This window comes from Pseudomonas antarctica (assembly GCF_001647715.1).
Classification (GTDB): Bacteria; Pseudomonadota; Gammaproteobacteria; order Pseudomonadales; family Pseudomonadaceae; genus Aquipseudomonas; species Aquipseudomonas antarctica_A.
Map to the genome: position 1 here is coordinate 6,098,158 of NZ_CP015600.1, position 22,763 is coordinate 6,120,920.

24 protein-coding genes are annotated in these 22,763 nt (G+C 60.4%); 10 read left to right on the forward strand and 14 right to left on the reverse strand.

Features of this window, described 5'->3' with window-relative positions; translation table 11 throughout:
* Nucleotides 1-9 precede the first annotated feature (9 nt).
* The gene (locus tag A7J50_RS27755) at nt 10-423 is read right to left on the reverse strand and encodes a DUF2269 family protein (protein ID WP_064454592.1); all 414 of its coding nucleotides are present in this window, start codon (nt 421-423) and stop codon (nt 10-12) included.
* A 40-nt stretch (nt 424-463) separates the two neighbouring features.
* Nucleotides 464-1,978, reverse strand: a complete 1,515-nt coding sequence (ilvA, locus tag A7J50_RS27760) for a threonine ammonia-lyase, biosynthetic (RefSeq protein ID WP_053258525.1) — start codon at nt 1,976-1,978, stop codon at nt 464-466.
* Nucleotides 1,979-2,115: 137 nt separating this feature from the next.
* Between ilvA and rpiA the strand changes: the two genes are divergently transcribed.
* On the forward strand, nt 2,116-2,787 hold the full coding sequence (rpiA, locus tag A7J50_RS27765) for a ribose-5-phosphate isomerase RpiA (protein ID WP_064454593.1): 672 nt from the start codon (nt 2,116-2,118) through the stop codon (nt 2,785-2,787).
* A gap of 317 nt (nt 2,788-3,104) precedes the next feature.
* On the opposite strand, the gene A7J50_RS27770 is transcribed toward rpiA, so the two are convergent.
* The 4 genes from A7J50_RS27770 to A7J50_RS27785 form a co-directional block, all read right to left on the reverse strand.
* Entirely contained in the window at nt 3,105-4,013 is a 909-nt protein-coding gene (locus A7J50_RS27770) for an SdiA-regulated domain-containing protein (protein WP_064454594.1), read from the reverse strand.
* Between the two features lie 120 nt (nt 4,014-4,133).
* Nucleotides 4,134-5,057, reverse strand: coding sequence for an SdiA-regulated domain-containing protein (locus A7J50_RS27775; protein ID WP_064454595.1), 924 nt, complete (start codon nt 5,055-5,057; stop codon nt 4,134-4,136).
* 251 nt (nt 5,058-5,308) lie between these two features.
* Nucleotides 5,309-5,974 (reverse strand): fumarylacetoacetate hydrolase family protein, encoded by a 666-nt coding sequence (locus A7J50_RS27780; protein ID WP_064454596.1) that lies wholly within the window; start codon nt 5,972-5,974, stop codon nt 5,309-5,311.
* Nucleotides 5,975-5,995: 21 nt separating this feature from the next.
* Entirely contained in the window at nt 5,996-7,390 is a 1,395-nt protein-coding gene (locus A7J50_RS27785; RefSeq protein ID WP_064454597.1) for an FAD-binding oxidoreductase, read from the reverse strand.
* Between the two features lie 226 nt (nt 7,391-7,616).
* On the opposite strand from A7J50_RS27785, the gene serA reads away from it, so the two are divergent.
* Nucleotides 7,617-8,846: a phosphoglycerate dehydrogenase gene (gene serA / locus A7J50_RS27790; RefSeq protein ID WP_010167810.1), complete on the forward strand. Its 1,230-nt coding sequence runs from the start codon at nt 7,617-7,619 to the stop codon at nt 8,844-8,846.
* A gap of 65 nt (nt 8,847-8,911) precedes the next feature.
* On the opposite strand, the gene A7J50_RS27795 is transcribed toward serA, so the two are convergent.
* Nucleotides 8,912-9,352, reverse strand: coding sequence for a DUF4399 domain-containing protein (locus A7J50_RS27795; RefSeq protein WP_017139512.1), 441 nt, complete (start codon nt 9,350-9,352; stop codon nt 8,912-8,914).
* Between the two features lie 134 nt (nt 9,353-9,486).
* On the opposite strand from A7J50_RS27795, the gene A7J50_RS27800 reads away from it, so the two are divergent.
* Complete coding sequence (locus A7J50_RS27800) at nt 9,487-9,972, forward strand: transporter substrate-binding domain-containing protein (RefSeq protein ID WP_064454598.1); 486 nt, start codon at nt 9,487-9,489, stop codon at nt 9,970-9,972.
* A gap of 49 nt (nt 9,973-10,021) precedes the next feature.
* Here A7J50_RS27800 and A7J50_RS27805 read toward each other — a convergent pair whose 3' ends face one another.
* Together A7J50_RS27805 and A7J50_RS27810 are read right to left on the reverse strand one after the other, a co-directional pair.
* Complete coding sequence (locus A7J50_RS27805; RefSeq protein ID WP_064454599.1) at nt 10,022-10,525, reverse strand: DUF523 domain-containing protein; 504 nt, start codon at nt 10,523-10,525, stop codon at nt 10,022-10,024.
* Between the two features lie 2 nt (nt 10,526-10,527).
* Nucleotides 10,528-11,160, reverse strand: coding sequence for a 2OG-Fe(II) oxygenase (locus A7J50_RS27810; RefSeq protein ID WP_064454600.1), 633 nt, complete (start codon nt 11,158-11,160; stop codon nt 10,528-10,530).
* Between the two features lie 131 nt (nt 11,161-11,291).
* Here A7J50_RS27810 and A7J50_RS27815 point away from each other — a divergent pair, with 131 nt between their 5' ends.
* Nucleotides 11,292-12,044: a DUF2059 domain-containing protein gene (locus tag A7J50_RS27815; protein WP_064454601.1), complete on the forward strand. Its 753-nt coding sequence runs from the start codon at nt 11,292-11,294 to the stop codon at nt 12,042-12,044.
* 16 nt (nt 12,045-12,060) lie between these two features.
* Here A7J50_RS27815 and A7J50_RS27820 read toward each other — a convergent pair whose 3' ends face one another.
* The gene (locus A7J50_RS27820; protein WP_064454602.1) at nt 12,061-13,002 is read right to left on the reverse strand and encodes an alpha/beta hydrolase; all 942 of its coding nucleotides are present in this window, start codon (nt 13,000-13,002) and stop codon (nt 12,061-12,063) included.
* Nucleotides 13,003-13,101: 99 nt separating this feature from the next.
* Between A7J50_RS27820 and A7J50_RS27825 the strand changes: the two genes are divergently transcribed.
* From A7J50_RS27825 to A7J50_RS27840, 4 genes are all read left to right on the forward strand, one after another.
* Nucleotides 13,102-13,680, forward strand: coding sequence for a DUF6436 domain-containing protein (locus tag A7J50_RS27825; RefSeq protein ID WP_064454603.1), 579 nt, complete (start codon nt 13,102-13,104; stop codon nt 13,678-13,680).
* 90 nt (nt 13,681-13,770) lie between these two features.
* Nucleotides 13,771-14,127 (forward strand): EamA family transporter, encoded by a 357-nt coding sequence (locus tag A7J50_RS27830; protein WP_064454604.1) that lies wholly within the window; start codon nt 13,771-13,773, stop codon nt 14,125-14,127.
* Nucleotides 14,127-14,540: a DMT family transporter gene (locus A7J50_RS27835; RefSeq protein ID WP_064454605.1), complete on the forward strand. Its 414-nt coding sequence runs from the start codon at nt 14,127-14,129 to the stop codon at nt 14,538-14,540. Before A7J50_RS27830 ends, A7J50_RS27835 begins: the two co-directional genes overlap by 1 nt.
* Nucleotides 14,537-15,754, forward strand: coding sequence for a DegT/DnrJ/EryC1/StrS family aminotransferase (locus A7J50_RS27840; RefSeq protein WP_064454606.1), 1,218 nt, complete (start codon nt 14,537-14,539; stop codon nt 15,752-15,754). Before A7J50_RS27835 ends, A7J50_RS27840 begins: the two co-directional genes overlap by 4 nt.
* Here the strand turns inward: A7J50_RS27840 and A7J50_RS27845 are convergent.
* Both A7J50_RS27845 and A7J50_RS27850 read right to left on the reverse strand, forming a co-directional pair.
* A complete protein-coding gene (locus A7J50_RS27845) occupies nt 15,732-16,610 on the reverse strand; it encodes a hypothetical protein (RefSeq protein ID WP_064454607.1) in 879 nt (292 codons plus the stop codon). The two genes, A7J50_RS27840 and A7J50_RS27845, sit on opposite strands and share 23 nt — an antisense overlap.
* The gene (locus A7J50_RS27850) at nt 16,607-17,713 is read right to left on the reverse strand and encodes a GNAT family N-acetyltransferase (RefSeq protein ID WP_082895962.1); all 1,107 of its coding nucleotides are present in this window, start codon (nt 17,711-17,713) and stop codon (nt 16,607-16,609) included. The genes A7J50_RS27845 and A7J50_RS27850 overlap by 4 nt, the downstream gene beginning before the upstream one ends.
* A gap of 170 nt (nt 17,714-17,883) precedes the next feature.
* Here A7J50_RS27850 and A7J50_RS27855 point away from each other — a divergent pair, with 170 nt between their 5' ends.
* Complete coding sequence (locus A7J50_RS27855) at nt 17,884-20,241, forward strand: penicillin acylase family protein (RefSeq protein WP_064454608.1); 2,358 nt, start codon at nt 17,884-17,886, stop codon at nt 20,239-20,241.
* A gap of 130 nt (nt 20,242-20,371) precedes the next feature.
* Here A7J50_RS27855 and A7J50_RS27860 read toward each other — a convergent pair whose 3' ends face one another.
* On the reverse strand, nt 20,372-21,274 hold the full coding sequence (locus A7J50_RS27860) for an AraC family transcriptional regulator (protein WP_064454609.1): 903 nt from the start codon (nt 21,272-21,274) through the stop codon (nt 20,372-20,374).
* Between the two features lie 99 nt (nt 21,275-21,373).
* On the opposite strand from A7J50_RS27860, the gene A7J50_RS27865 reads away from it, so the two are divergent.
* Nucleotides 21,374-21,727, forward strand: coding sequence for a carboxymuconolactone decarboxylase family protein (locus A7J50_RS27865; protein ID WP_034110071.1), 354 nt, complete (start codon nt 21,374-21,376; stop codon nt 21,725-21,727).
* Here A7J50_RS27865 and A7J50_RS27870 read toward each other — a convergent pair.
* Entirely contained in the window at nt 21,705-22,670 is a 966-nt protein-coding gene (locus A7J50_RS27870; protein ID WP_064454610.1) for a GlxA family transcriptional regulator, read from the reverse strand. The two genes, A7J50_RS27865 and A7J50_RS27870, sit on opposite strands and share 23 nt — an antisense overlap.
* Nucleotides 22,671-22,763: the final 93 nt, after the last annotated feature.

A 22,763-nucleotide genomic window follows, 5' to 3' on the forward strand; every position in this document is an offset into this window, starting at 1 on the left:
GAAGATCCTTTAAACCGGTTTGGCGCCCATCAAACCGGCAATTGCCACAAACCCCACCAGGCTGACTACCGCCAGCACCAGGGTGAAATTCAGGTTGCCGCCTTCGCCTTTGCGCAGGCGATTAAGCCGTGCCACCAGCCAGAACCAGGCCAGCGCTGCCACGGTGTAGAGGATGCTGGAACCCAGAATCCAGGTTTGCCCCAGCGGCCAGCCGATCAAGTGCACCAGCCACCAGCCGGTAAACGGCATGCTGACAAGGCTTATCCCCATCAACAACCACACGAACACCCAAGGGCGTTGCACGGTAACAGCCGGGCCGGCGCTGCGTTTACGCCAGGCCAGTACCGCCAGGCCGAGGCCGCTGAGCAGCAGCAACACGGTGGCGGTGATGTGGATAACCTTGAGGGTGGTCAGCGTTTCCATGGTCTCGATTCCTTATAGGCCGCTCAGTCAGCGTAGTCGCTCAACCGAGGAACAGCTGGTAAGCCGGGTTTTCGCTTTCATCCCAATACGGGTAGCCGATTTGTGCCAACGCGGCCGGCACCAGGTGACGCTCGTCTGCCGGTACTTGCAGGCCTGCGACCACACGGCCGTCGGCCGCGCCGTGGTTGCGATAGTGGAACATCGAGATGTTCCAGCGCCCACCCAATTTGTTAAGAAAGTTGAACAGCGCGCCCGGGCGCTCCGGGAATTCGAAACGAAACACCAGTTCATCGCTGACTTTAGCCGCGTGGCCGCCGACCATATGGCGGATGTGCAACTTGGCCAGTTCGTTCTCGGTCAGGTCCAGTACCGGGAAGCCCTGGCTGGTCAGGCTGGCGATCAACGCGCTGCGCGGGTCGTTTTCGGGGTGCGTCTGCACGCCGACGAAGATGTGCGCCTCACGCCCGGAGTGGTAGCGGTAGTTGAATTCGGTGATCTGGCGCTTGCCCACCGCTTCGCAGAACGCCTTGAAGCTGCCTGGCTTCTCGGGGATGGTCACGGCGATGATGGCTTCGCGGCCTTCACCCAGCTCGGCGCGCTCGGCTACGTGACGCAGGCGGTCGAAGTTGACGTTGGCGCCGGAGTCGATGGCCACCAGGGTTTGCCCGGTCACGCCACGGGTCTCCACGTACTTCTTGATCCCCGCCACACCCAATGCACCCGCCGGCTCAGTGATGGAGCGGGTGTCGTCGTAGATATCCTTGATCGCCGCACAGATTTCATCGGTGCTGACGGTAATCACTTCATCCACATAGTCTTTGCAGATGTCGAACGTGTGCTGGCCGATCTGCGCCACCGCCACGCCATCGGCAAAAATGCCGACGGTCGGCAAGATCACGCGCTCGCCCGCGGCCATGGCGGCTTGCAGGCAGTTGGAGTCGTCCGGCTCGACGCCGATGATCTTGATCTCCGGGCGCAGGTATTTCACGTACGCCGCGATACCGGCGATCAGCCCGCCGCCGCCCACCGGCACAAAAATCGCGTCCAGAGGCCCCGGGTGCTGGCGCAGGATTTCCATCGCCACGGTGCCCTGCCCGGCAATGGTGTGTGGATCATCGTAAGGGTGAATGTAAACGTAGCCTTTTTCGTCGACCAGTTTCAGCGAGTAGGCCAGGGCTTCCGGGAAGGAATCACCGTGCAGCACCACTTTGCCGCCACGCGAGCGCACGCCTTCGACCTTGATCTCCGGCGTGGTCTTGGGCATCACGATGGTGGCCTTGACCCCCAGCACCTTGGCCGCCAGGGCCAGGCCCTGGGCGTGGTTGCCCGCAGAAGCCGTGACCACACCGCGCGCGCGTTCTTCGGCGCTCAGTTGGGTCAGCTTGTTGTAGGCGCCGCGAATCTTGAACGAGAACACCGGCTGCAAGTCTTCACGCTTGAGCCAGACCTTGTTGCCCAGCCGCTCGGAGAGCTGGCGAGCGGTCTGCAATGGGGTTTCTACGGCAACGTCGTAAACGCGCGAGGTGAGGATCTTTTTGACGTACTGTTCAAGCATCGGCAGGCATCACTGAGCGGGTTGGGCAGGGCCAAGGAGTCTAACCCGGCTTTTGGCCGGGCGACCACACGAATCCCGAGGTTTTGTTGGGTTATACTCGCCGCCCTCGATAACTCCCCGCCCGTTCCGGAGCCCGCATGACCCAGGATCAACTCAAACAGGCAGTGGCCCAGGCCGCCGTCGATTTAATCCTTCCTAAACTCGACGACAAAAGCATCGTCGGTGTCGGCACCGGCTCCACCGCCAACTGCTTTATCGATGCGCTGGCCCAGCACAAGGGCGCGTTCGACGGCGCCGTGGCCAGCTCCGAAGCCACCGCCGCGCGCCTCAAGGGCCATGGCATTCCAGTGTACGAGCTCAACACCGTGAGCGACCTGGAGTTCTACGTGGACGGCGCCGATGAAAGCGACGAACACCTGAACCTGATCAAAGGCGGCGGCGCAGCCCTGACCCGCGAGAAAATCGTCGCGGCCGTGGCCAAGACCTTTATCTGCATTGCCGACGCCAGCAAGCTGGTGCCGGTACTCGGCGCGTTCCCGCTGCCGGTGGAAGTCATCCCGATGGCCCGCAGCCACGTCGCCCGTGAGCTGGTGAAACTGGGCGGCGACCCGGTGTACCGCGAAGGCGTGTTGACCGACAACGGCAACATCATCATCGATGTGTACAACATGCAGATCACCAACCCGGTGGAGCTGGAATCCCAGATCAATGCGATCGTCGGCGTGGTCACCAACGGTTTGTTCGCGGCGCGCCCGGCTGATGTGCTGCTGCTGGGTACTCCTGAAGGTGTGAAAACCCTCAAGGCCTGACACTCACGGCTGTGCTTCCTGTGGGAGCTGGCTTGCCTGCGGTGCAAACGCCTCGGTGTATCATTAGAACCGAGGCGAGGCTATCGCAGGCAAGCCAGCTCCCACAGTTGATCCCATCGATTAAAAGATCGATGTAACAAAAACGCTCCTTTTCGCAGCATCCCCCTCCGACATCGTGCGCCATGCCACGCCATCTCCCGCCAAACGGGCTCAGTGGACAAAAGCTTTGGCCGCGCACTAGTCGGCTGCCAGTTGGTGATCATCCCGCAGCTGGGCGTCTATGCCGACCATTCGCTGTGCGTGAAATGGATTTTTGATCAGGGCTTTTTGAACACGTAGAACAGGTTCGGCTCGCTGACCACATACAGCGAGCCCTCGTCATCCATGGCGATCCCTTCGGCCTGAGGCACACGCTTTTCAAGGCCATGGCGCCCGTTGAGCAAAGAAAGACTGCTCAACGGGCGACCATCAATACCCAGTTCCAGCACCAGGAACGATTCATCCGACAGCGCCAGCAGATGGCCGCTGCGCTCGTCGTATTGCAAGCTCGACAGGTCGCGCACAAACAGCCCGGCATCGCGCTTGGGGTTGTTGATCACGTGCACCGAGTAGGTTTTTTCCGGTTTGAAATGGGGAAACCCGTGGATCTCATAGATCAGCATCGGGTCGCGCTCCTTGGCCACAAACAGACGCTTGCCCACCGAGTCGTACGCCAGGCCCTCGAAGCCGTTGTTACCACCGATGTGCACACCCAGCGTCATCTGCTCCGCATCGGCGGCGTCGAGAAATTGGGTGTCATCATTCACATGCACCTTGATCAGTCGCTGCTGGCTCTCATCGCTGATGACGTAGATGTTATCGCTGATGAACTCCACCGCCTCCGCATCGCCAAACCCCACCAGAGGAATCCGCCGCAGGATCTTGCCGTCCAGGGACAGCTCGACCAGCTCGGCGTTTTTATTGGTGACCGTAAACAGGCTTTTGCGCACCGGGTCGTAGGTGAGGGCCGAGACGTTATCGTCGAGACCGTCGATAACTTTGGCTTGCAGGCTGACGCGGTAATCACCCAGGCCAATGGAGCGCTCGTCGGCAGGTTGGCGCCATGCCTGGAAATTGAACCAGCCACGCTCAAACAAGCGAAAGTGCTGTGCGACCACCCCGGCGGCAACCAGGGCGAGCAGCATCACGATAAAAAACGCAGGTTTGGGGCGGGCAAGTCGACGCATCAGGCAAGCTCAAAGACAAAAAGTGGCGAATAAATATCACGCCCTTCTGAATTTAAACTTAAACGCTGCCGGGTGTCTGGTGAATGCCGCTTATAGAGCAGTAACCGACGCAATCGTCGGTTATTTTTGCTTTTCGAAGCGATAGAACAAGTTCGGCTCACTGACCATATACAGCGTGCCGTTCTCGTCCATGGTCACGCCTTCCGCCCGGGGAATGGTGTGCTTGAGGCCGTTGAAGCCGCCAAGCAGGGTGATGAAGCTGACTTGCTCGCCCTTCTCATCCAACTCCAGCAGCAGGTGGGAGTCGGCCGACAACACCAGCAAGTGCCCGGTGCGCGGGTCGACGGCCAGAGCCGAGATGTTGCGCATGTCCAGCGCGGTGCTGGCGATCTTTTGCTTGTCGCCGGTCAGGGTGCTGCCATCGCTTTTCCAGGTGAACAGCGCCGGCGGGCGCTCTTCGCCGAGTACGATTTGCTGGTTACGCTTGTCCCAGGTCACGCCTTCAAAGGCTTTGTTCTGATCCTTGGACGGGCCCAGGTCGTAAGTCTTGAAGTCGGCGAAATTCAGTTGCTGGGTGCTGGCGTCAACGTTGACCACGGTCAGGGTGTGCATGCGTTCATCGACAATGGCCATCAGGCCGTTCTCCATGACTGTCACACCTTCCGGGTTGTTCCAGCCGTTGAGCGGCATTTTGCGCAGCACATCGCCTTGCAGGCTCAGCTCAACGAGGAACGGGTTTTTGCCCATGACGGAAAACAGGGTTTTGGTCTGCGGGTTATAGGAAACGTCCGAAGCCTCGTCCTTCTCCATACCGGGCAGCAATTTGGCGTCGATAACCGCACGGTAGTCCGGCAGCCACACGCTCGCTTGTCGTTCAGCCGGCGTTTCAAAGCGCTCCGCCACCCACAGCACGCCGCGATCATCCCAATGCATCGCCCAGACAACGCCATACACAATCACCCCGGCCAGAAATAGCCAGGAATACCAGCGCAGGGCAAAACGGGAACGGGGTTTGGATTTAACGGAAGGCAGGAGCACGGCCATTGAGCGCTTTTCCAGAAAGTCAGCTTTAGGTGATAGCACAGGATCAACGGGCCCGCGCGCACGAGGCAGGGGATTATCCGGATGGTGTGTGAAAAAAATGCAAAACCCTCCGATTCTGCTGATGTACGCAATCAAATGTGGGAGCGGGCTTGCTCGCGAATGCGGAGTGTCAGTCACCGAATGTTTTGACTGGTACACCGCATTCGCGAGCAAGCCCGCTCCCACATTTTTGACCGCGTTTGGCCTGGTTCTTAGCGAACGCTGCTTTCGAAGCGGCTCACGCCCGCCAGCTCCAACACCAGCTCATCGCCCACATTTAACGGGCCCACACCGGCCGGGGTACCGGTGAGAATCACGTCACCCGCCTGCAGCGAGAAGCAGCCGGCCATGTGCTGGATCATCGGGATGATCGGGTTGAGCATCTGCGAGCTGTTGCCGTCCTGGCGCACTTCGCCGTTGATGGTCAGGCGAATGCCGATGTCGGTCACGTCCGCAAAGGTGCTGCTCACCACAAACGGAGCAATCACCGCGGCGCCGTCAAACGACTTGGCAATTTCCCACGGCAAGCCCTTGGCTTTCAGCTCGGCCTGCTTGTCGCGCAGGGTCAAATCCAGTGCCGGGGCGAAGCCGGAGATGGCGTCCAGCACTTCTTCACGGCTTGGCTTGGTCGACAAGGGTTTGCCGATCAGCACCGCGATTTCCGCTTCGTAGTGCACCGAACCGCGCTCGGTCGGGATGGCGAAACCGCCTTCCAGTGCTACCACACAACTGCCCGGTTTGATGAACAGCAAGGGCTCGGTCGGTACCGGGTTGTCCAGTTCCTTGGCATGTTCGGCGTAGTTACGCCCGATGCACACCACTTTACCCAGGGGAAAGTGGATGTTGGTGCCGTCGACGTACTTGTGCTGGTAGCTCATGAAACGACTCCTTCAGGGCGGTTAAACAGCGAAGATCTTGCCAGGGTTCATGATCCCGTTAGGGTCGAACACCGCTTTCACTGCCTTCATGTATTCGATTTCAACCGGCGAGCGGCTGTAGGTCAGGTAATCGCGCTTGGTCATGCCCACGCCGTGTTCAGCGGAGATCGAGCCGTTGTACTTCTCGACGGTCTCGAACACCCACTTGTTCACGGTGGCGCACTTGGCGAAGAACTCGTCTTTGCTCAGGTTTTCCGGCTTGAGGATGTTCAGGTGCAGGTTGCCGTCGCCAATGTGGCCGAACCAGACAATTTCGAAGTCCGGGTAATGTTCGCCGACGATCGCGTCAATTTCCTTCAAAAACGCCGGGACCTTGGAGACGGTCACCGAGATGTCGTTCTTGTACGGCGTCCAGTGGGAAATGGTCTCGGAGATGTACTCGCGCAGTTTCCACAGGTTGTGCAGCTGGGTTTCGCTCTGACTCATCACGCCGTCCAGCACCCAGCCCTGCTCGACGCAGTGCTCGAAGGTTTCCAGGGCGTGGTTGGCGACCTCTTCGGTGGTGGCTTCAAATTCCAGCAGCGCGTAGAACGGGCACTCGGTTTCGAACGGCGCCGGTACATCGCCACGGCCCATGACTTTGGCCAGCGCCTTGTCGGAGAAGAACTCGAAGGCGGTCAGGTCCAGTTTGCTCTGGAACGCGTGCAGCACTGGCATGATCGAGTCGAAGTCAGTGGTGCCGAGCACCATAGCGGTGAGGTTTTTCGGCGCACGGTCCAGGCGCATGGTGGCTTCCACCACAAAACCCAACGTACCTTCGGCGCCGATAAACAGCTGGCGCATGTCGTAACCGGTGGCGTTCTTGATCAGGTCGCGGTTCAGCTCCAGTACGTCACCTTTGCCGGTGACGACTTTCATGCCGGCGACCCAGTTGCGGGTCATGCCGTAGCGAATCACTTTGATCCCGCCGGCATTGGTGCCGATATTGCCGCCAATCTGGCTCGAACCGGACGACGCGAAGTCCACCGGGTAGTACAGGCCTTTTTCTTCGGCGACGTTCTGCAATTGCTTGGTGACCACGCCCGGCTGGCACCTGGCGGTGCGGTCGGTGAGGTTCACGTCGAGGATCTGGTTCATGTAGTCGAACGACACCACCACCTCGCCATTGGCGGCAACGGCGGCGGCCGACAAGCCAGTACGACCGCCGGACGGCACCAGTGCCACCTTGCGTTCATTGGCCCAACGGACGATGGCCTGCACCTGTTCGGTGGTCTTCGGGAAGACGATGGCGACCGGAGCCGGGGCGAAGTGCTTGGTCCAATCCTTGCCGTAAGCCTCCAGGGAGTCTGCATCGGTCAGCACTTTGCCGGGCTCAACCAGGGTCTTTAGCTCATCAATCAGGGCAGGATGGGTCATCGACAGAACTCTCGAACAATTCATGGTCATCCTGAGAACGCTTCACGTCGCAGGAATAGGTGTTTAGCGGGGCGCGTATGCTAGCATACCGCCCCCGCAGGACAGAGCCCAAGGGCGTTTCTGCGGTGACGGCTTTCCTGCCGTCCGGGTCAGCTCTTGTGCACTGGTTCAGGGCACTAACTGCTCGATTCCCTGCCATTTTTCTCCGGGATACAGGTTTACGCAGATGAGCAAGACTTCTCTCGATAAGAGCAAGATCAAGTTCCTTCTTCTGGAAGGCGTCCACCCATCGGCTGTCGACGTACTGAAAGCCGCTGGGTACTCCAGCATTGAGTACATCACCAGTTCTCTGCCGGAAGCCCAGTTAAAGGAAAAGATCGCCGACGCGCACTTTATCGGCATTCGCTCCCGCACTCAGCTGACCGAAGAGATCTTCGACCACGCCAAGAAGTTGGTGGCTGTCGGCTGTTTCTGCATCGGCACCAACCAGGTCGACCTCAACGCAGCGCGCGAGCGCGGCATCGCGGTGTTCAACGCACCGTACTCCAACACCCGTTCCGTTGCGGAGCTGGTGCTGGCCGAGGCTATCCTGCTGTTGCGCGGCATCCCTGAGAAGAACGCTTCCTGCCACCGTGGCGGCTGGATCAAGAGCGCGGCCAACTCCTTCGAAATTCGCGGCAAAAAGCTGGGTATCGTCGGTTACGGCTCGATCGGCACGCAGTTGTCGGTGCTGGCCGAAGGCCTGGGCATGCAGGTGTTCTTCTACGACACCCTGACCAAACTGCCGCTGGGCAACGCCACTCAGGTGTCGAGCCTGACTGAGCTGCTGGGTATGTCCGACATCGTCACCCTGCACGTTCCGGAAACCGCTGAGACCCAGTGGATGATCGGCGAGAAGGAAATCCGCGCGATCAAGAAAGGCGGCATCCTGATCAACGCTGCACGCGGCACCGTGGTCGAACTGGACGCCCTGGCTGACGCGATCAAGGACAAGCACCTGATCGGCGCCGCGATCGACGTGTTCCCGGTGGAGCCACGCTCCAACGACGACATCTTCGAAAGCCCGCTGCGTGGCCTGGACAACGTGATCCTGACCCCGCACATCGGCGGCTCCACCGCTGAAGCCCAAGCCAACATCGGCCTGGAAGTGTCGGAGAAACTGGTCAAGTACAGCGACAACGGTACGTCGGTGTCCTCGGTCAACTTCCCGGAAGTGGCCCTGCCGGCTCACCCTGGCAAGCACCGTTTGCTGCACATCCACCAGAACATCCCTGGCGTGATGATGGAGATCAACAAGGTCTTCGCGGAAAACGGCATCAACATTTCCGGTCAGTTCCTGCAGACCAACGAGAAAGTCGGCTACGTGGTAATCGACGTAGACGCCGAGTACTCGGACTTGGCGCAAGAGAAGCTGCAACACATCAACGGCACGATTCGTAGCCGCGTGTTGTTCTAAGGTTTCAACCGCAGCACAAAAAAAGGGAGCCCCTCGGGGCTCCCTTTTTTACATCTGAACAAATCTTACTTGACGTTAACCGTGATGACTTTTGAGGCTACAGTCGGGTTGAACTGCATGTGCAGTTTGTCGCCAGCGACGAGTTGCAGCGTGTGCTTGCCCGGAGTGAGCGTCAGCTCGGTTTCAGTCTGGGCCTTGCCGTAGTGGATCACGGTGTCGGTAGCCGGGATCGGCACGCTGGCGTCCGGCAGTTCTTTTTGGTCGATCAGCAGGTGGTGGTGGCCGGTGCCCGGGTCTTGGCTGGTGGCCGGGGCCAGCTTCAGGCCTTCCATGCCGAATTTGACGGTGAAGGTTTTATCGACGGTGGCGCCATCTTTAGGCGACACGATAAAGACTTTGGCGCCTTCGGGTGGAGCACTGCGCGGAATACCGTCAGCGGCGGTCGCCAGCATCGAAGCACCCAGCAAGAGGCTAGCCAGGGTTGCACGGGACAATAGAGCTTTCATTCGCTTCTCCAGTTTTTCCAGGAAATCTGTTGGGTTATCACAACTTCGCGACAAATTGCTGTCCAAGGCACTCAACACCTTAGCAAAGCGATGCTGAAAGGCGCCTCGCACAGACGAATTCTTTAGGAGCGACCATGCGCTTTTCGCCTGGCCTTGTACTTTTGCTGCCCCTTCTGAGCCCTTTGGCTCACGCCGAACTGATTGATGATGTGTTTGATCGCGGCGAACTGCGCATCGCCGTGGAGGCCAACACACCGCCATTCAACTTCAAGGACGGCGACAAGCTCACCGGTTTTGAAGTGGAACTCGGAGAGCAACTGGCGAAGGAAATGGACGTGCGTCCCTCGTTTATCACCACCGATGACACCGACCTGCTGTCAGGCGTTGAAACCGGCAAGTACGACGTGGCCATCAATCATATCGCTATGACTGCCGAGCTGCGTGATCGGTTCGATTTCAGTGAGCCTTATCGCGAAAAGCCGGAACTGGCGATTCCCTTCCAGAAGGGCAACCCGGCATTCAAGACCAGCCTGGACAAGGCATTGCAGCACGTGAAGGCCGATGGCCGCTTGAAGGCGCTGACGCAGAAGTGGTTTGAGGGCAACACAAAAGGCGAATAAATACTCGGTCAATGTGGGAGCTGGCTTGCCTGCGATAGCGGTGTGTCAGTCACACATCAGGTGCTGAGCCATCGCTATCGCACAGGGCAGCTGCCGCTTCGGCCAGCTCAAGCTCACTGAACACCAGCACCCCATGGCGTTTGAGCAATGCCGCCGTCACGCCTTCGCCGCTGACCTTCACGCCGGTGAAGGTGCCGTCATAGGTCAGCAGGTTACCGCAAGACGGGCTATTGGCCTTGAGAACGGCAATCCGGATGTCATGGCGTTGCACCAACGCCAAGGCCTGGCGGGCGCCATCGAGAAAGGCGGCGCTGAAGTCCTCTCCCTCAGCGGTCAGCACCTGAGCGCGGCCTTCCCACACATCGACACCCTGCCCGCCCGGGATCTCGGCAGAGGGCCGAGGCGTAGGCAAACCGCCCGACACTTCCGGGCAGATCGCAACCACGCGCCCTTGCGCCTGCCAGGCCGCCAATTGATCGAACGGGCCGCTGGCACCACCGTCGTAACGCACCTTGTGCCCGAGCAGGCAGCGGCTGATCAGAATCTTTTCCATACTTAAAACGGCTCGTTACCCCGCCGGCGAAACCAGCCGGTCAGGGACAAGCGTTCACGCGTAGCGGGCAGGACTTCATGGGGCACATCGCCGGACAGGAACACCACCAGGCTGCCGCCGGTGGGCACCACATCGTATTCCACGCCGTCCTTGAGGTACATGCGCAACTGGCCACCCTGCTCAGGCAGCCAAGCGTCATTCAAGTAAACCACCGCCGAGACCATACGCCGGTCGTCGTCGCGAAAACGGTCCACATGTTTGAGGTAAAACGCACCCGGCGGATACATCGCGAAGTGGCTTTCGAAATCCTCCAGGCCCAGGAACAGACCACGATTCATCGCCTGGCGCAGACTGTCCATCAAGCCCATGTAAGTCTCGCAGACGGCGGCATCACCCTCTTCCAGCCACTGGATATGGTCACCGCGAATCCCCTCGCGAATTTCCTGGGCCGGGCCGCGCCCTACCGCTGCGGGCGCCAATTCACCCTCGGCTGCACGTTTACGGCACTCAGCCGCCAGTTCCAGGGTCAGAGCCTGGGGCAGGAAGCCGTTCTGCTGCGACCAACCTTTTTCGGCCAGGTCGTCGACGATGCGTTGCAGCAGGGGATGATCGAGGGGTATTTGCATGGCGCGCATAGTATCCATACGCCTGTAAATCCGACAGAGCCGCCGAGCGTCTGAACACACTTTAGTCAGGTGACTGATAGGATTTCTCGACAAATCCTACGCCCGACACGGACAATAGTGGCCGACTGACAGGAGTCCCTATGCGTCGTTTGTTTTTTTCCATGCTGATGTTCTGCGTTTTGCCCGCTTGGGCAGACGGCCATGACCAGTTATACAAGGTCGCCGGCTGGGCCGATCAACGTGCGCATTTCAATGACGCCCTCAGTGCAGCCCAACAGCGCTACCGCAACAGCCTGCCACCGGCGGTGTACCAGGCGTTGGTGGACAACAGCAACACACGTTTTGCGGCCCAGGCCATGGACCAGCGTGCCGAAGCGCAACTGCGCAAAAACCTGGCGGACCCGAAACCTGCCCTGGCGTTTTTCCAATCGCCGCTGGGCCGCAAGATTGTCGCCGCCGAGTTGCTCGCCACCCGCCGCGACCAGTTGGCAAAAAATGCGCAAGGCCTGCCACACATCGAGGCCGACGCCACCCGCAGCCTGATCATCGGGCATCTGGCCCAGGCCCTGCCCGCCCGTGAAGCGGGGGCGGAAGTCAGCCTGGCGATTGCCGGGGTTGCCGCCGACAGCTTGAGCCAGATGATTCCTGGCCTGCTGGGTGGCGGCCAGGCCCAGGGCATGCTCAATGGTCAGCGCGAGCGTTTAATGCAACAGATCGGCAACGACCTGAATAACACGCTGCTGTACGTCTATCGGGATTTGTCCGACCCGGAGCTGGAAGAATTCGCCACGTTTGCGGAGTCGCCGCAAGGTAGGGCGTATTACAAGGCAGCTCTTGCAGCCATTCGCGCGGGTCTTGCCGTTGGTCAAAGCACTTCCAGCCTGGCGCAGTAACCAATGTGGGTCCGTGTTACTTCAGATGGTCCGTCAAATACCGGAAGTATTCCTGGCGAATCTCGGGAATCTCATTCGCCAAGTGATGCCTGCCCCGCGGCAGCATCAGCACTTCGGGCCGATCGAACTTGCTGCGCAGCACCTGCAGGTTGTGCTGCCAATCCACCGTCATGTCTTCCTCGCCCTGCACGATCACCGGCCGCCGTGGGCTGCGCGGTGCGGCTTCGATACGTTTGATCCAACGCGCCAGCGCACCCACCCAGGCGGTAGGCAGTTGGCGTGGCTGCAGGGGGTCAGCTTCCAGGAACGGCTTGAATTTGGGGTCGTTGGTGTTCTCGCTGAACCGCCGCGCAATGCCTTTGACGAACGGCCGCAGCAGGTAATAACTGACCTGCGACCAACCCCACGCACGCGGCCGCACCAAAGGCGACAACAGAAATGTCTTGCCCTGGGCCGGGCTGTCGGCGCCGTGATTGAGCAAATGGTCCACCACCACCGCACCGCCGGTGCTTTGCCCGAACAGGTGCCAGGGTTGCGGCAGTTGCAGCGCCTTGGCCTGGGCGAACAAAGCCTGCACCACGTCCTGATACACCGAAAAATCATCGATGCTGGCACGTGCGCCGCTGGACAGGCCATGCCCCGGCAGGTCGCAGGCAATCACCACAAACCCTTGGTCCAGGGCCCAATCCACCGCGTTGCGGTACAGGCCCATATGGTCGTAGAAGCCGTGGAACATAAACATCGTCGCCACAGGCTGTGGCGGCCACCACACCTGGGCAACCACCTCAAAGCCATCCACGTCGAAACGCCCTAGACGGCTCAACGCCGGCACTTTGCGCGCAGATAAATCCAGCCCATAGAAACGCTGGTAGACCCGCGCCTCGGCGCTGAGCGGTTGCGCATCCACGAGTGGTCGCAAGCTTTCGCGCAGATAATCGGGGTCAAAACTGACAGGCATAAAGGGTTCCAGACTGACGGTGAAGATGAATATCGAGCAGCGATATTCATCTGTCAGGGCAAGCATGGCAAGCTACGCGACCTTCGAGGATAGTTCTGAATGCGACAGCCCTACCGTTCCGCCCTGTTCGCCAGCCTGATCCTGATCATCTGCACCGGCGTGCTGTGGGCGGCGTATGACTGGTTCCAGGGCCGCTACCTGCGCGCGTTCAGCGAACACACGGCCGTGTTCTCCGGCGACGCCCTGCGCCTGCCCGCCGAACTCGCAGGCCCAGGCCCGATTCGCCTGGTGCACTTCTGGGACCCGGCCTGCCCGTGCAACGTCGGCAACCAGCAACACCTGGGCGAGCTCATCGAGCAATACGCGCCCCAAGGCGTCGAGTTCTATGCCCTGCAAAAAGCCGGCAGCCACGGCCAACTGCCCGACAACCTGCGCAAGATGAAAACCCTCAATAACCTGGCCGGCGCCGATCAGGTGCCCGCCACCCCGGCTGTCGGGATTTGGGATCGCACTGGCAAGCTCGCGTATTTCGGACCGTACAGCGAAGGGCTGACGTGTAATTCCAGCAACAGCTTTATCGAGCCGATTTTGAAAGCCCTTGAGGCCGGGCGCGAAGTCGATGCGACCCATACTCTGGCGGTAGGCTGCTATTGCGAGTGGAGCAAGGCATCAAACTGAACGGAGGCTGTTCGACCGGCAAACTCCAATCACCCGAGCGGCAGGCTGCTGTATCGTACGTTTTCGGTGAGATTGTAAGCATAGGAACACATGAGCCAGCTAACCATCATCCTCTGGATGCTCAACGTTATCGTGGATACGTCCGGCCAGTTGGCTTTCAAAGCCGCCGCCTCTGCCAGCGCCGAGCATGACGGCATGGCCCACTGGAAGCACATGCTCAAGCGCCCCTGGATCTGGCTTGGCGTGATCTGCTACGTCTTCGAATTCGTGTTGTGGCTGGCGTTTCTCACGCTGGTGCCGTTGTCGGTCGGCGTGATGCTAGGCTCGATCAATATTGTGGTGATCATGATTGCCGGGCGTTTCCTGTTCAAGGAAAGCCTGACCAAATGGCGGTTGATCGGCATCATGCTGATCGCCTGTGGCGTGACCGTTGTGGGGTTTGAATAATGAAACGGTTCTATATCCTGGGCTTTCTGGCGCTGATCATTTTTGACACGTTGGCGCAGGTCAGTTTCAAATTCGCCTCGGTGCATGCCGAACCACTGACGATGGATACCGCCTGGTTGGTGCGCGTGTTTGGCGCACCTTGGATCTACGGCGCCTTCGTGGGCTACATCGGCGCGTTCTTCACCTGGATGACGTTGCTTAAGTACGCACCGGTGGGGCCCGCGTTTGCGGCGTCCCATTTGGAGTTGATCAGCGTGACGCTGATCTCTGTCTGGTTATTCGATGACACCCTGACCTGGCCAAAAATCATCGGCGGCGCATTGATCATCGCAGGCATTCTCTGTCTCGCACGCAGTGAAGACAAAGAGAGCAAAACTGTCGAGGCCGAACCTTCGCAGCCACTGGCGTCATGACCAGGGAAATCCCGCCCACCGCTGGCCTGCCCTTAAGCTGGCGGGATTTGCTGAACCTTTCGGGCGACTTGGCCCAGTCTCTGGCCCGCCAGTTCTCGATTCCACTGCCGGCGCTGCCCTGCTCCGGCACCGCCGCCCTGATCATCGCCCTGCGGGTCTTGCAGCAACGCATGCCCGGCCGCACCCGGCTGATCGTGCCGGCCTACACCTGCCCGCTGGTGGCGTTGGCCGCCCATTACTGCCCGCCGTTGCGCGTCGTACCCTGCGATTTGCAGCCAGGCAGCATTGACCTGGACGAACAGCAACTGAAACACCTGTGTGACGACAGCACGCTGGCCGTGGTGGTCACCCATCTGGCCGGGCGCGTCGCGGACGTCGATACCGCCAAGCGTATTGCCGATTCTGTCGGCGCTGTGGTCATCGAAGACGCGGCCCAAGCCATGGGCGCACTCGACGACGGCCGCAGCGTCGGGCTCAAAGGTGATGTGGGATTTTTCAGCATGGCGCTGGGCAAAGGGCTGACGACGGCCGAAGGCGGCGTGCTGTTCAGCCGCGACCCGGTGTTGCATCAGGCGCTGCACCGCCAATGCGCACAGGACCTGCCTTTCAGCCTGCGCTGGGAGCTGCAACGCAGCGCCGAGTTGTGGGGTTACGCGCTGCTTTACCAACCGCGCGGCTTGCACTATGTGTATGGCAAGCCGTTGCGCAAAGCGCTGGAACAGGGCGATGAAGTGAGTGCCGTGGGCGACGACTTTTCGGTGAATGACATCCCGTTGCACCGCCTGGGCGGCTATCGCCAGAAGGTCGGCGCCGCCGCACTGGCTCGCCTGCCCGATTACTTGCAGCAAGGCCGCGCCCGGGCCTTGCGCCGTGCAGCTCGCTTGAATGCCTTGCCCGGCGTCTCGGTCGTTATGGACAGACCAGGCCAACAAGGCACCTGGCCCTTTCTGATGGTGATGATGCCGTCTGCACAGGCCCGGGATGCGGCGATGGCGCAGTTGTGGACCTCGGGGCTGGGCGTGACCCGCCTGTTTATCCACACATTGCCGGACTACCCCGACGTGGCCCCGCTGCTGCAGCCTGGCGGCGATATCAGCCAAGCCCAGGCGTTCGCGACCCGCACACTGTCGATCAGTAACAGCCATTGGCTGACGGACGAACACTTCGAACAGATACTCAAGCAACTCAAGGCTATCGTCGCCAGCCTTCGTTGATACGCGCCACCAGGCGGCTGTTCAGCTCGTTCTGCTGCTGTTGCCAGATCTGCACCTGGGCCTCAGGCAGTTCTTCCTGGCCATCGGAGGCACTCAACCAACGTTTGAACTTGCTTTCATAGTGGTAGGCCGACACATCGCCAGTGATGTCCGCGCCAATGATCTGGCCCTGGCAGGCACTGATCAGGTCGTTCAGATGCTGCTCCAGGAATTCGCCCTGATCCCAGTTGGTGTTCACCACTTCCGGGCTCAGCACATCTTTATCGATGGACAGGTACACCGGCAGTGAACGGTCAAACTGTGCCAGGAACGCGCGCATCAGCGCATCTGCATTGCTGAAGGCACGATTACTGCGCCCGGCGCCGATCCAGTTCATCCAGCGCGTGTCGACGTTGACGTTCCAGTAGGTCAACTTGCGCTTGAGCAGCGGCGACCAGTGATTCTCCCACGCGTGGCCCAGGCCAATATCCTGCGAACCGATGCCCAACACATGCACATGCTCGACCTGCGGCAAGCGGCTGGCCCAGTAGACCCAGGAGCCGCAGTGGATGCCGAACGGGTAGCGCATGTTATCGGGATGGTTGTCGCAGATGATCAGCTGGAACTTCTGCTGCGTCGGCAGGCGATTCAACAACAGCTGGCTGAGGTGGTGATAATCACCGCTGCCGGTAAATACACAGCCGTAATCGCTGGGCATTTGTGCGTGCAGGGCGGTTTCCAGCTCTTTGAATTGTGCCCAGCGGCAGCCGAAACGGATTTTTTCCTGCCAGGCCTGCAACGGCAACGTAATCGCGCCGGGAATGTCACTGACGGCACTGTCGAAATCGAGAATCAGCGGCGGTCGGGCCTGGCTCATGAGGTGTGCTCCTGATGCCACTGGGTATCACTTTCAAAGTGATGACGGAACCGGTTGCCCAGCTTGCGCAACAGCGGGTTACGCACCCAGACCAGATGGCGGGTAAAGGTAAAGTCGGCGCCCAGGCTGGCCTTGACCTGCGGGTCGGTCCAACCCGCCACATAAAATTTCAGCCCATTGGCCAGCGCATATTCAAGGTTCACAAACCAACTGACGACATACAGGTTGAACTCCAGCGCCAGCGGGTAGCTAAGGCCGATGTACTTGTCGAGCAGCTTGTCGCCCTCCACGTAGCACAGGTTGTAGCCGATCAGCTCGTCGCAGTGCCAATAGCAGAACACGCGCCCGTTACTGCAGGCGTCCCGCAGAAGGCTGCTGAAAAATTCAGGGGTGAGCAGGTCAAAATGGATCTCGCTCTGGTCGTACACCGCCTTGTACAACCCGTACAACTGCGTGAGCCAGGCGTCATCGTTGAAGCGCGCATCACCGGTGTCCAGGACTTCCACCCGCAACGCCTCACGGCTGCGCAGTTTGCGTCGGATATTGCGGCGACGGCTGTGGGACAAGCGCGCCAGGTACTCATCAACCGTGGCAAAGTTGATCGGCACGTAGGCCAGCGCCTGCCCCTCGAGGCTGATGAAACCGCGCCGGGTGCACTCATCGATCAAGGCTTGCGCGTAGCGGTTATCCGCCTCGCTGAGCAGCGGAGAGTCGCACGGCACGTCTTTGACGATGGTGAGCTTGCGCTGCGGCGCGCACGCCTCTTGCAACCACTGCGCGAGGTCCTGAGGCGACACGTCTTGGGGCAGTGGTGAATATTCACTGACCGTGGTCCCCACAAAACAACTGTCGACACGCAGCCAGGCATTCCAGAAACGATACCCGGGCCAGCTGCGAACACGCTTTTCGAACGCATCGTCGGCGGTGGTCAACAGGTCGAAGGGCGTAAAGAAATACGGCAGGCCCTGGTCGGACAGACGAGCATCGAAGCCCACTGGCGGGTGCTGCAAAAAGCGGCTGATCAGCGACTGCGCTTCCAGGCAGCACGCATAGGCAACCTCGGAGCGGCTGGAGTCTGGAATGGGTTGCGGGGCGCAAGTCATGGAAAAAAGCTCAAAGATGACGGGCGCAATAGTAGCGTATTCAGGGTGCTCAACACTTGAACCTCGGCTGTCACAGCGGCGCATCGTGCGCGATATCAGCATTTCCCTCAGCCCTCGCCAAACCTATTAGACTCCGTTGACCTTCAAGGTGAATGACTCAAGGACCGTCCATGAAACGCAGCCTGACCGTGCTCGCTATCCTGATTGCCGCCCTCATGGCCGGCGCCGGCTGGTATGTCTACAGCAAGCAACCCACCCGCCAGGGCACCGAAACACTCGCCAACCTGCAAGGCGCGGTCACCGTGCGCTATGACGACCGGGGCGTGCCGCACCTGCGGGCCGAGAACGAGACCGACCTGTACCGCGCCCTCGGCTATGTGCATGCACAGGACCGGCTGTTCCAGATGGAGATCATGCGGCGCCTGGCCCGTGGCGAACTGGCCGAGATACTGGGCCCGAAGATGCTCGAGACCGACAAGCTGTTCCGCAGCCTGCGCATTCGCGAACGCGCCTTGAGTTACGTGGAACACATGGACCACGATTCGCCGGCCTGGAAGGCCTTGCAAGCCTACCTGGACGGGATCAACCAATTTCAGGACAGCCACGCCAGCCCAATGGAGTTTGACGTACTGGGCATCCCCAAGCGGCGGTTTACCGCTGAGGACACCATCAGCGTCGCCGGGTACATGGCCTACAGCTTTGCCGCCGCGTTTCGTACCGAGCCGCTGCTGACTTACGTACGCGACCAATTGGGCGGCGACTACCTGAAAGTCTTCGACCTCGACTGGCAGCCCAAAGGCGCGCTTAACCTGGCCGCCCGTGATTGGCAGACGCTCGGCGCGCTTGCCTCCTTGAGCGACAGGGCCTTGGCCGAGAATGGCTTGCCGCAGTTCGAAGGCAGCAACGCCTGGGCCATCAGCGGCAGCCGCACCAAGAGCGGCAAGCCCTTGCTGGCGGGCGACCCGCATATCCGTTTCTCGGTACCGTCGGTGTGGTACGAAGCGCAGCTCTCCGCACCCGGCTTTGAGCTCTACGGCTATCACAACGCGCTGGTGCCGGTGGCGTTCCTGGGGCACAACCTGGATTTCGGCTGGAGCCTGACCATGTTCCAGAACGATGACCTCGACCTGATCGCCGAAAAGGTCAACCCCGACAACCCCAACCAGGTCTGGTACCACGGCCAATGGGTCAACATGACCAGCAGCGAGCAACAGATCGCGGTGAAGGGCCAGGCACCGGTGACCCTCACTCTGCGCCAGTCGCCCCACGGCCCGATCATCAATGATGTACTCGGCGAGAATGCCGGCAACACGCCGATTGCCATGTGGTGGGCATTCCTCGATACCGAGAATCCGATCCTCGAAGGTTTCTACCAGCTCAACCGCGCCGATACCCTGGCCAAGGTGCGCGCCGCGGCGGCCAAGGTTTCTGCACCGGGCCTGAATATCGTATGGGCAAATGCCAAGGGTGATATCGGCTGGTGGGCGGCGGCGCAATTGCCGATCCGCCCGGCCGGGGTCAACCCGGCGTTCATTCTCGACGGCAGCACCGCCCAGGCCGACAAGCTGGGTTTCTACCCTTTCAGCGCCAACCCCCAGGAAGAAAACCCGGCGCGGGGTTACGTGGTGTCGGCCAATGCCCAGCCGGCCTCACCCACCGGCATGGAAATCCCCGGTTACTACAACCTGGCCGACCGTGGCCAGCAATTGAACACGCAGTTGAGCGACAAAAGCGTGAAGTGGGACGTGAACAACAGCCAAGCCTTGCAACTGGGCACGACCACCGCCTACGGCCCACGCTTGCTGGCACCGCTGTTGCCGGTGCTGCGTGACGTGGTCAAGGACCCGGCGCAGTTGAAACTGGTAGAACAATTGGCCGCCTGGAAAGGCGACTATCCGCTGGACTCCACCAGCGCCACACTCTTCAATCAGTTCCTGTTTAACCTCACCGACGCGGCCTTCCACCCAAAACTGGGCGACGCCCTGTTTAAAACCCTGCTCGGTACTCGGGTGATCGACGCCGCGCTGCCACGCCTGGCCGCCTCGCCGGACTCGCCCTGGTGGAACGGCAAGCGCGCCGACACCGTCAAGCTCGCCTGGGACAACAGCCTGGCTCACCTCAAAGCCACCTTCGGCGATGACCCGACGCAATGGCAGTGGGGCAAGGCCCACACCCTGACCCACGGCCACCCGTTAGGCATGCAGAAGCCACTGGACAAGGTCTTCAATGTGGGCCCGTTCCCGGCGCCCGGCACCCACGAAGTGCCAAACAACCAGTCGGCGATGATCGGCCCCGCGCCCTGGCCGGTCACTTATGGCCCATCGACCCGTCGATTGATCGACTTCGCCGACCCGGCCCACGCCCTGACCATCAACCCGGTAGGGCAAAGCGGTGTGCCGTTTGACCGGCACTATGGCGACCAGGCCGAAACCTACATTGAAGGCGGGTACGAACAGGCGCATTTCAGTGATGAGGAAGTGACGGCGAATACGCGGGGCACGCTGAAGCTGTTGCCTGCGAGAAAATAGTGCTGGAAGAATGCGGTCAATGTGGGAGCGGGCTTGCTCGCGAATGCGGAGTATCAGTCACCAGATGTATCGACTGGCACACCGCATTCGCGAGCAAGCCCGCTCCCACATTTGCTTTGTGTTGTAGCGACTAACGAGCCCGCATCCGCCCCGGCGCCTCGCCGTAGGTTTCCTTGAACTTCTTGCTGAACGCAGCCTGCGACTGGTAACCCACCTGGGCGGCGATATCCATCAGGCTCAGGCGTGACTGGCGCAGCAGATTGAACGCCAACTCCATACGCAACTGGGTCAGCAGCACCCACGGGGATACACCCGCCACCTTCACAAAGGCACGCATGAAGGTCGCTCGCGACATCGTCGCAACCAAGGCCAGGCTGTCGATGGTCCACTCATGGCCGGGCTCGGCCAGCATCGCCTGCCAGGCCTTGCTCAGGCGTTTGTCGGCGAGCAAGGCGAAGGTGCCGGCCACCGGCGCCTGAAGGGTCAGCCAGGTGCGCAGGATCAGGGTGAACAAGGCCGACGACAGTGCATCGATAAACGAGCGGGCGCCCAGTTGCTGCCCATCCGCTTCGCTGCGCAACAAAGCAATCAACGCAGCCAATTGCCCATCGCCCTGCCACTGCCGACTGGACACCACCAGATACTCCGGCAACGCGGCAAACAACAACGACTGCCGGTTGTAGTGAAAGCTGCCGCAGAGCATGTCCAAGTCCACCCGTTCGCCACCCAGGCGATGGACCGGAAGTAAACCGCCCTCAATCACCCTCGGAGGCATCGGCTGAATGCGTGAACCTGGACTGCGCAACAAATGGGTGGCGCCACCGGGCATCAGCAGGATATCGCCCTCCCCCAGCGTTACGTGCTGCCCGCCCGTCAACTCGGCGCGGCAGGTGCCGCTGAGCACAATGTGATACGGCGCCACGCCCAAATTCTCCGGCGCGTGATCCAGCGCCCAGTCGCCCTGGAACTGGCAACGCAAATCCAGGCTGCCGCGCAGGTTGGCCAGCGTGATAAGGGTGTCGATCGAATTCATTTGCGAACATCGGTCAAAAAGATGAGCGGATTGAACAATGCCCCCAACCCCGAACAGCACAGACTAGCTTCACACCCAACCTGTTCAGGAGTTACCGCAATGTTCAATAACTGGTCCGACTTGCTGCCTACCGTAAAGAAAGCCTTTGGCGCGCTGGGCAAGAGCAACCCGAAGATGGTCAAAGCGTACATGGCGTTGGGCGAGGCTGCCGAGGAAAACAACGTGCTCGACGCCAAGACCCGTGAGCTGATTTCCATCGCCGTGGCCATCACCACGCGCTGTGACGGCTGCATCGGCGTGCATGCGGATGCGGCGATCAAAGCCGGCGCGACCCGCGAAGAAGTGGCCGCGACCCTGGCCACCGCAATTTCCCTGAACGCGGGCGCGGCATATATCTACTCACTGCGCGCCCTGGAAGCCTACGACACACTCAAACCGGTGCCGCAAAGTTGAGCCTGAATTGTTGCGGCGTTACGCCCAGCCGGCGGTTGAAGACACTGCGCATGTGCTGGGCATCGCGAAACCCGCATTGATAGGCCACGGTCTTGAGCGGCGCAGGGCTGCTTTCGAGCATCACCCGCGCCGCATCCACCCGCGCCCGCTCGACAAACTCCGCCGGGGTTATGCGTGCTTCACGGGCAAACACCCGGGAGAAATTGCGCGCGCTCATATTGGCCGCCTTGGCCAGGTCGGCAATGGTCAAATCCCCGGTCAGATTCGCCAGCACATACAACTGCACCAACGCCACCGCCGAGGTGGACTCTGCATGAGGTGTGAGGAACGGGCTGAACTGTGACTGCCCGCCCGAACGCTGGGTGAATACCACCAGGCGCTTGGCCACGCTCAACGCTACTTCCGGGCCATGGTCCTGGGCCAGGAGGTACAGCGACAAATCGATACCTGCCGTCACCCCGGCCGAGGTGTAGAGGTTGCCGTCCTGCACGTAGAGGCGGTCAGCATCTACCTGGGCCGAGGGGCACAGACGCGCCAGATCAGCGGCATCGTTCCAATGAGTGGTGACGGTTTTTCCATCGAGTAAGCCGGCGCGCGCCAGCATGAAAGCGCCGTTGCAGATCGAACCGAAGCGTTGGGCTCTTTCGGCTGCACCGCGCAGCCAATCATCAAACGGGGCACCGAAATCTTCGAAGGGCAATTGCGGGCCTCCGGCGACCAGCAACAGATCGTAGGCGCTCAAGGCTTCGCTGTAATGCCGGTGGGCCTGCAACGACAAACCGTTGGAAGCGGCCATCGTGCCGTGGCCCAGGCCGATCACTTCAAGCTGGTAGTGGTCTTCGGTCGGTAGAAAACGGTTGGCCTCGCAGAACACATCCATGGGGCCGGTCACGTCCAGTGACTGGACACCGGGGAAGATCAGGATGGCGATGGTTCTATGCATGGCGAAACCTTATATCTGGCGAACACGAAACCCTGTGGGAGCTGGCTTGCCTGCGATGCAGACACTGCGGTGTATCAGGTATACCGAGGTGAT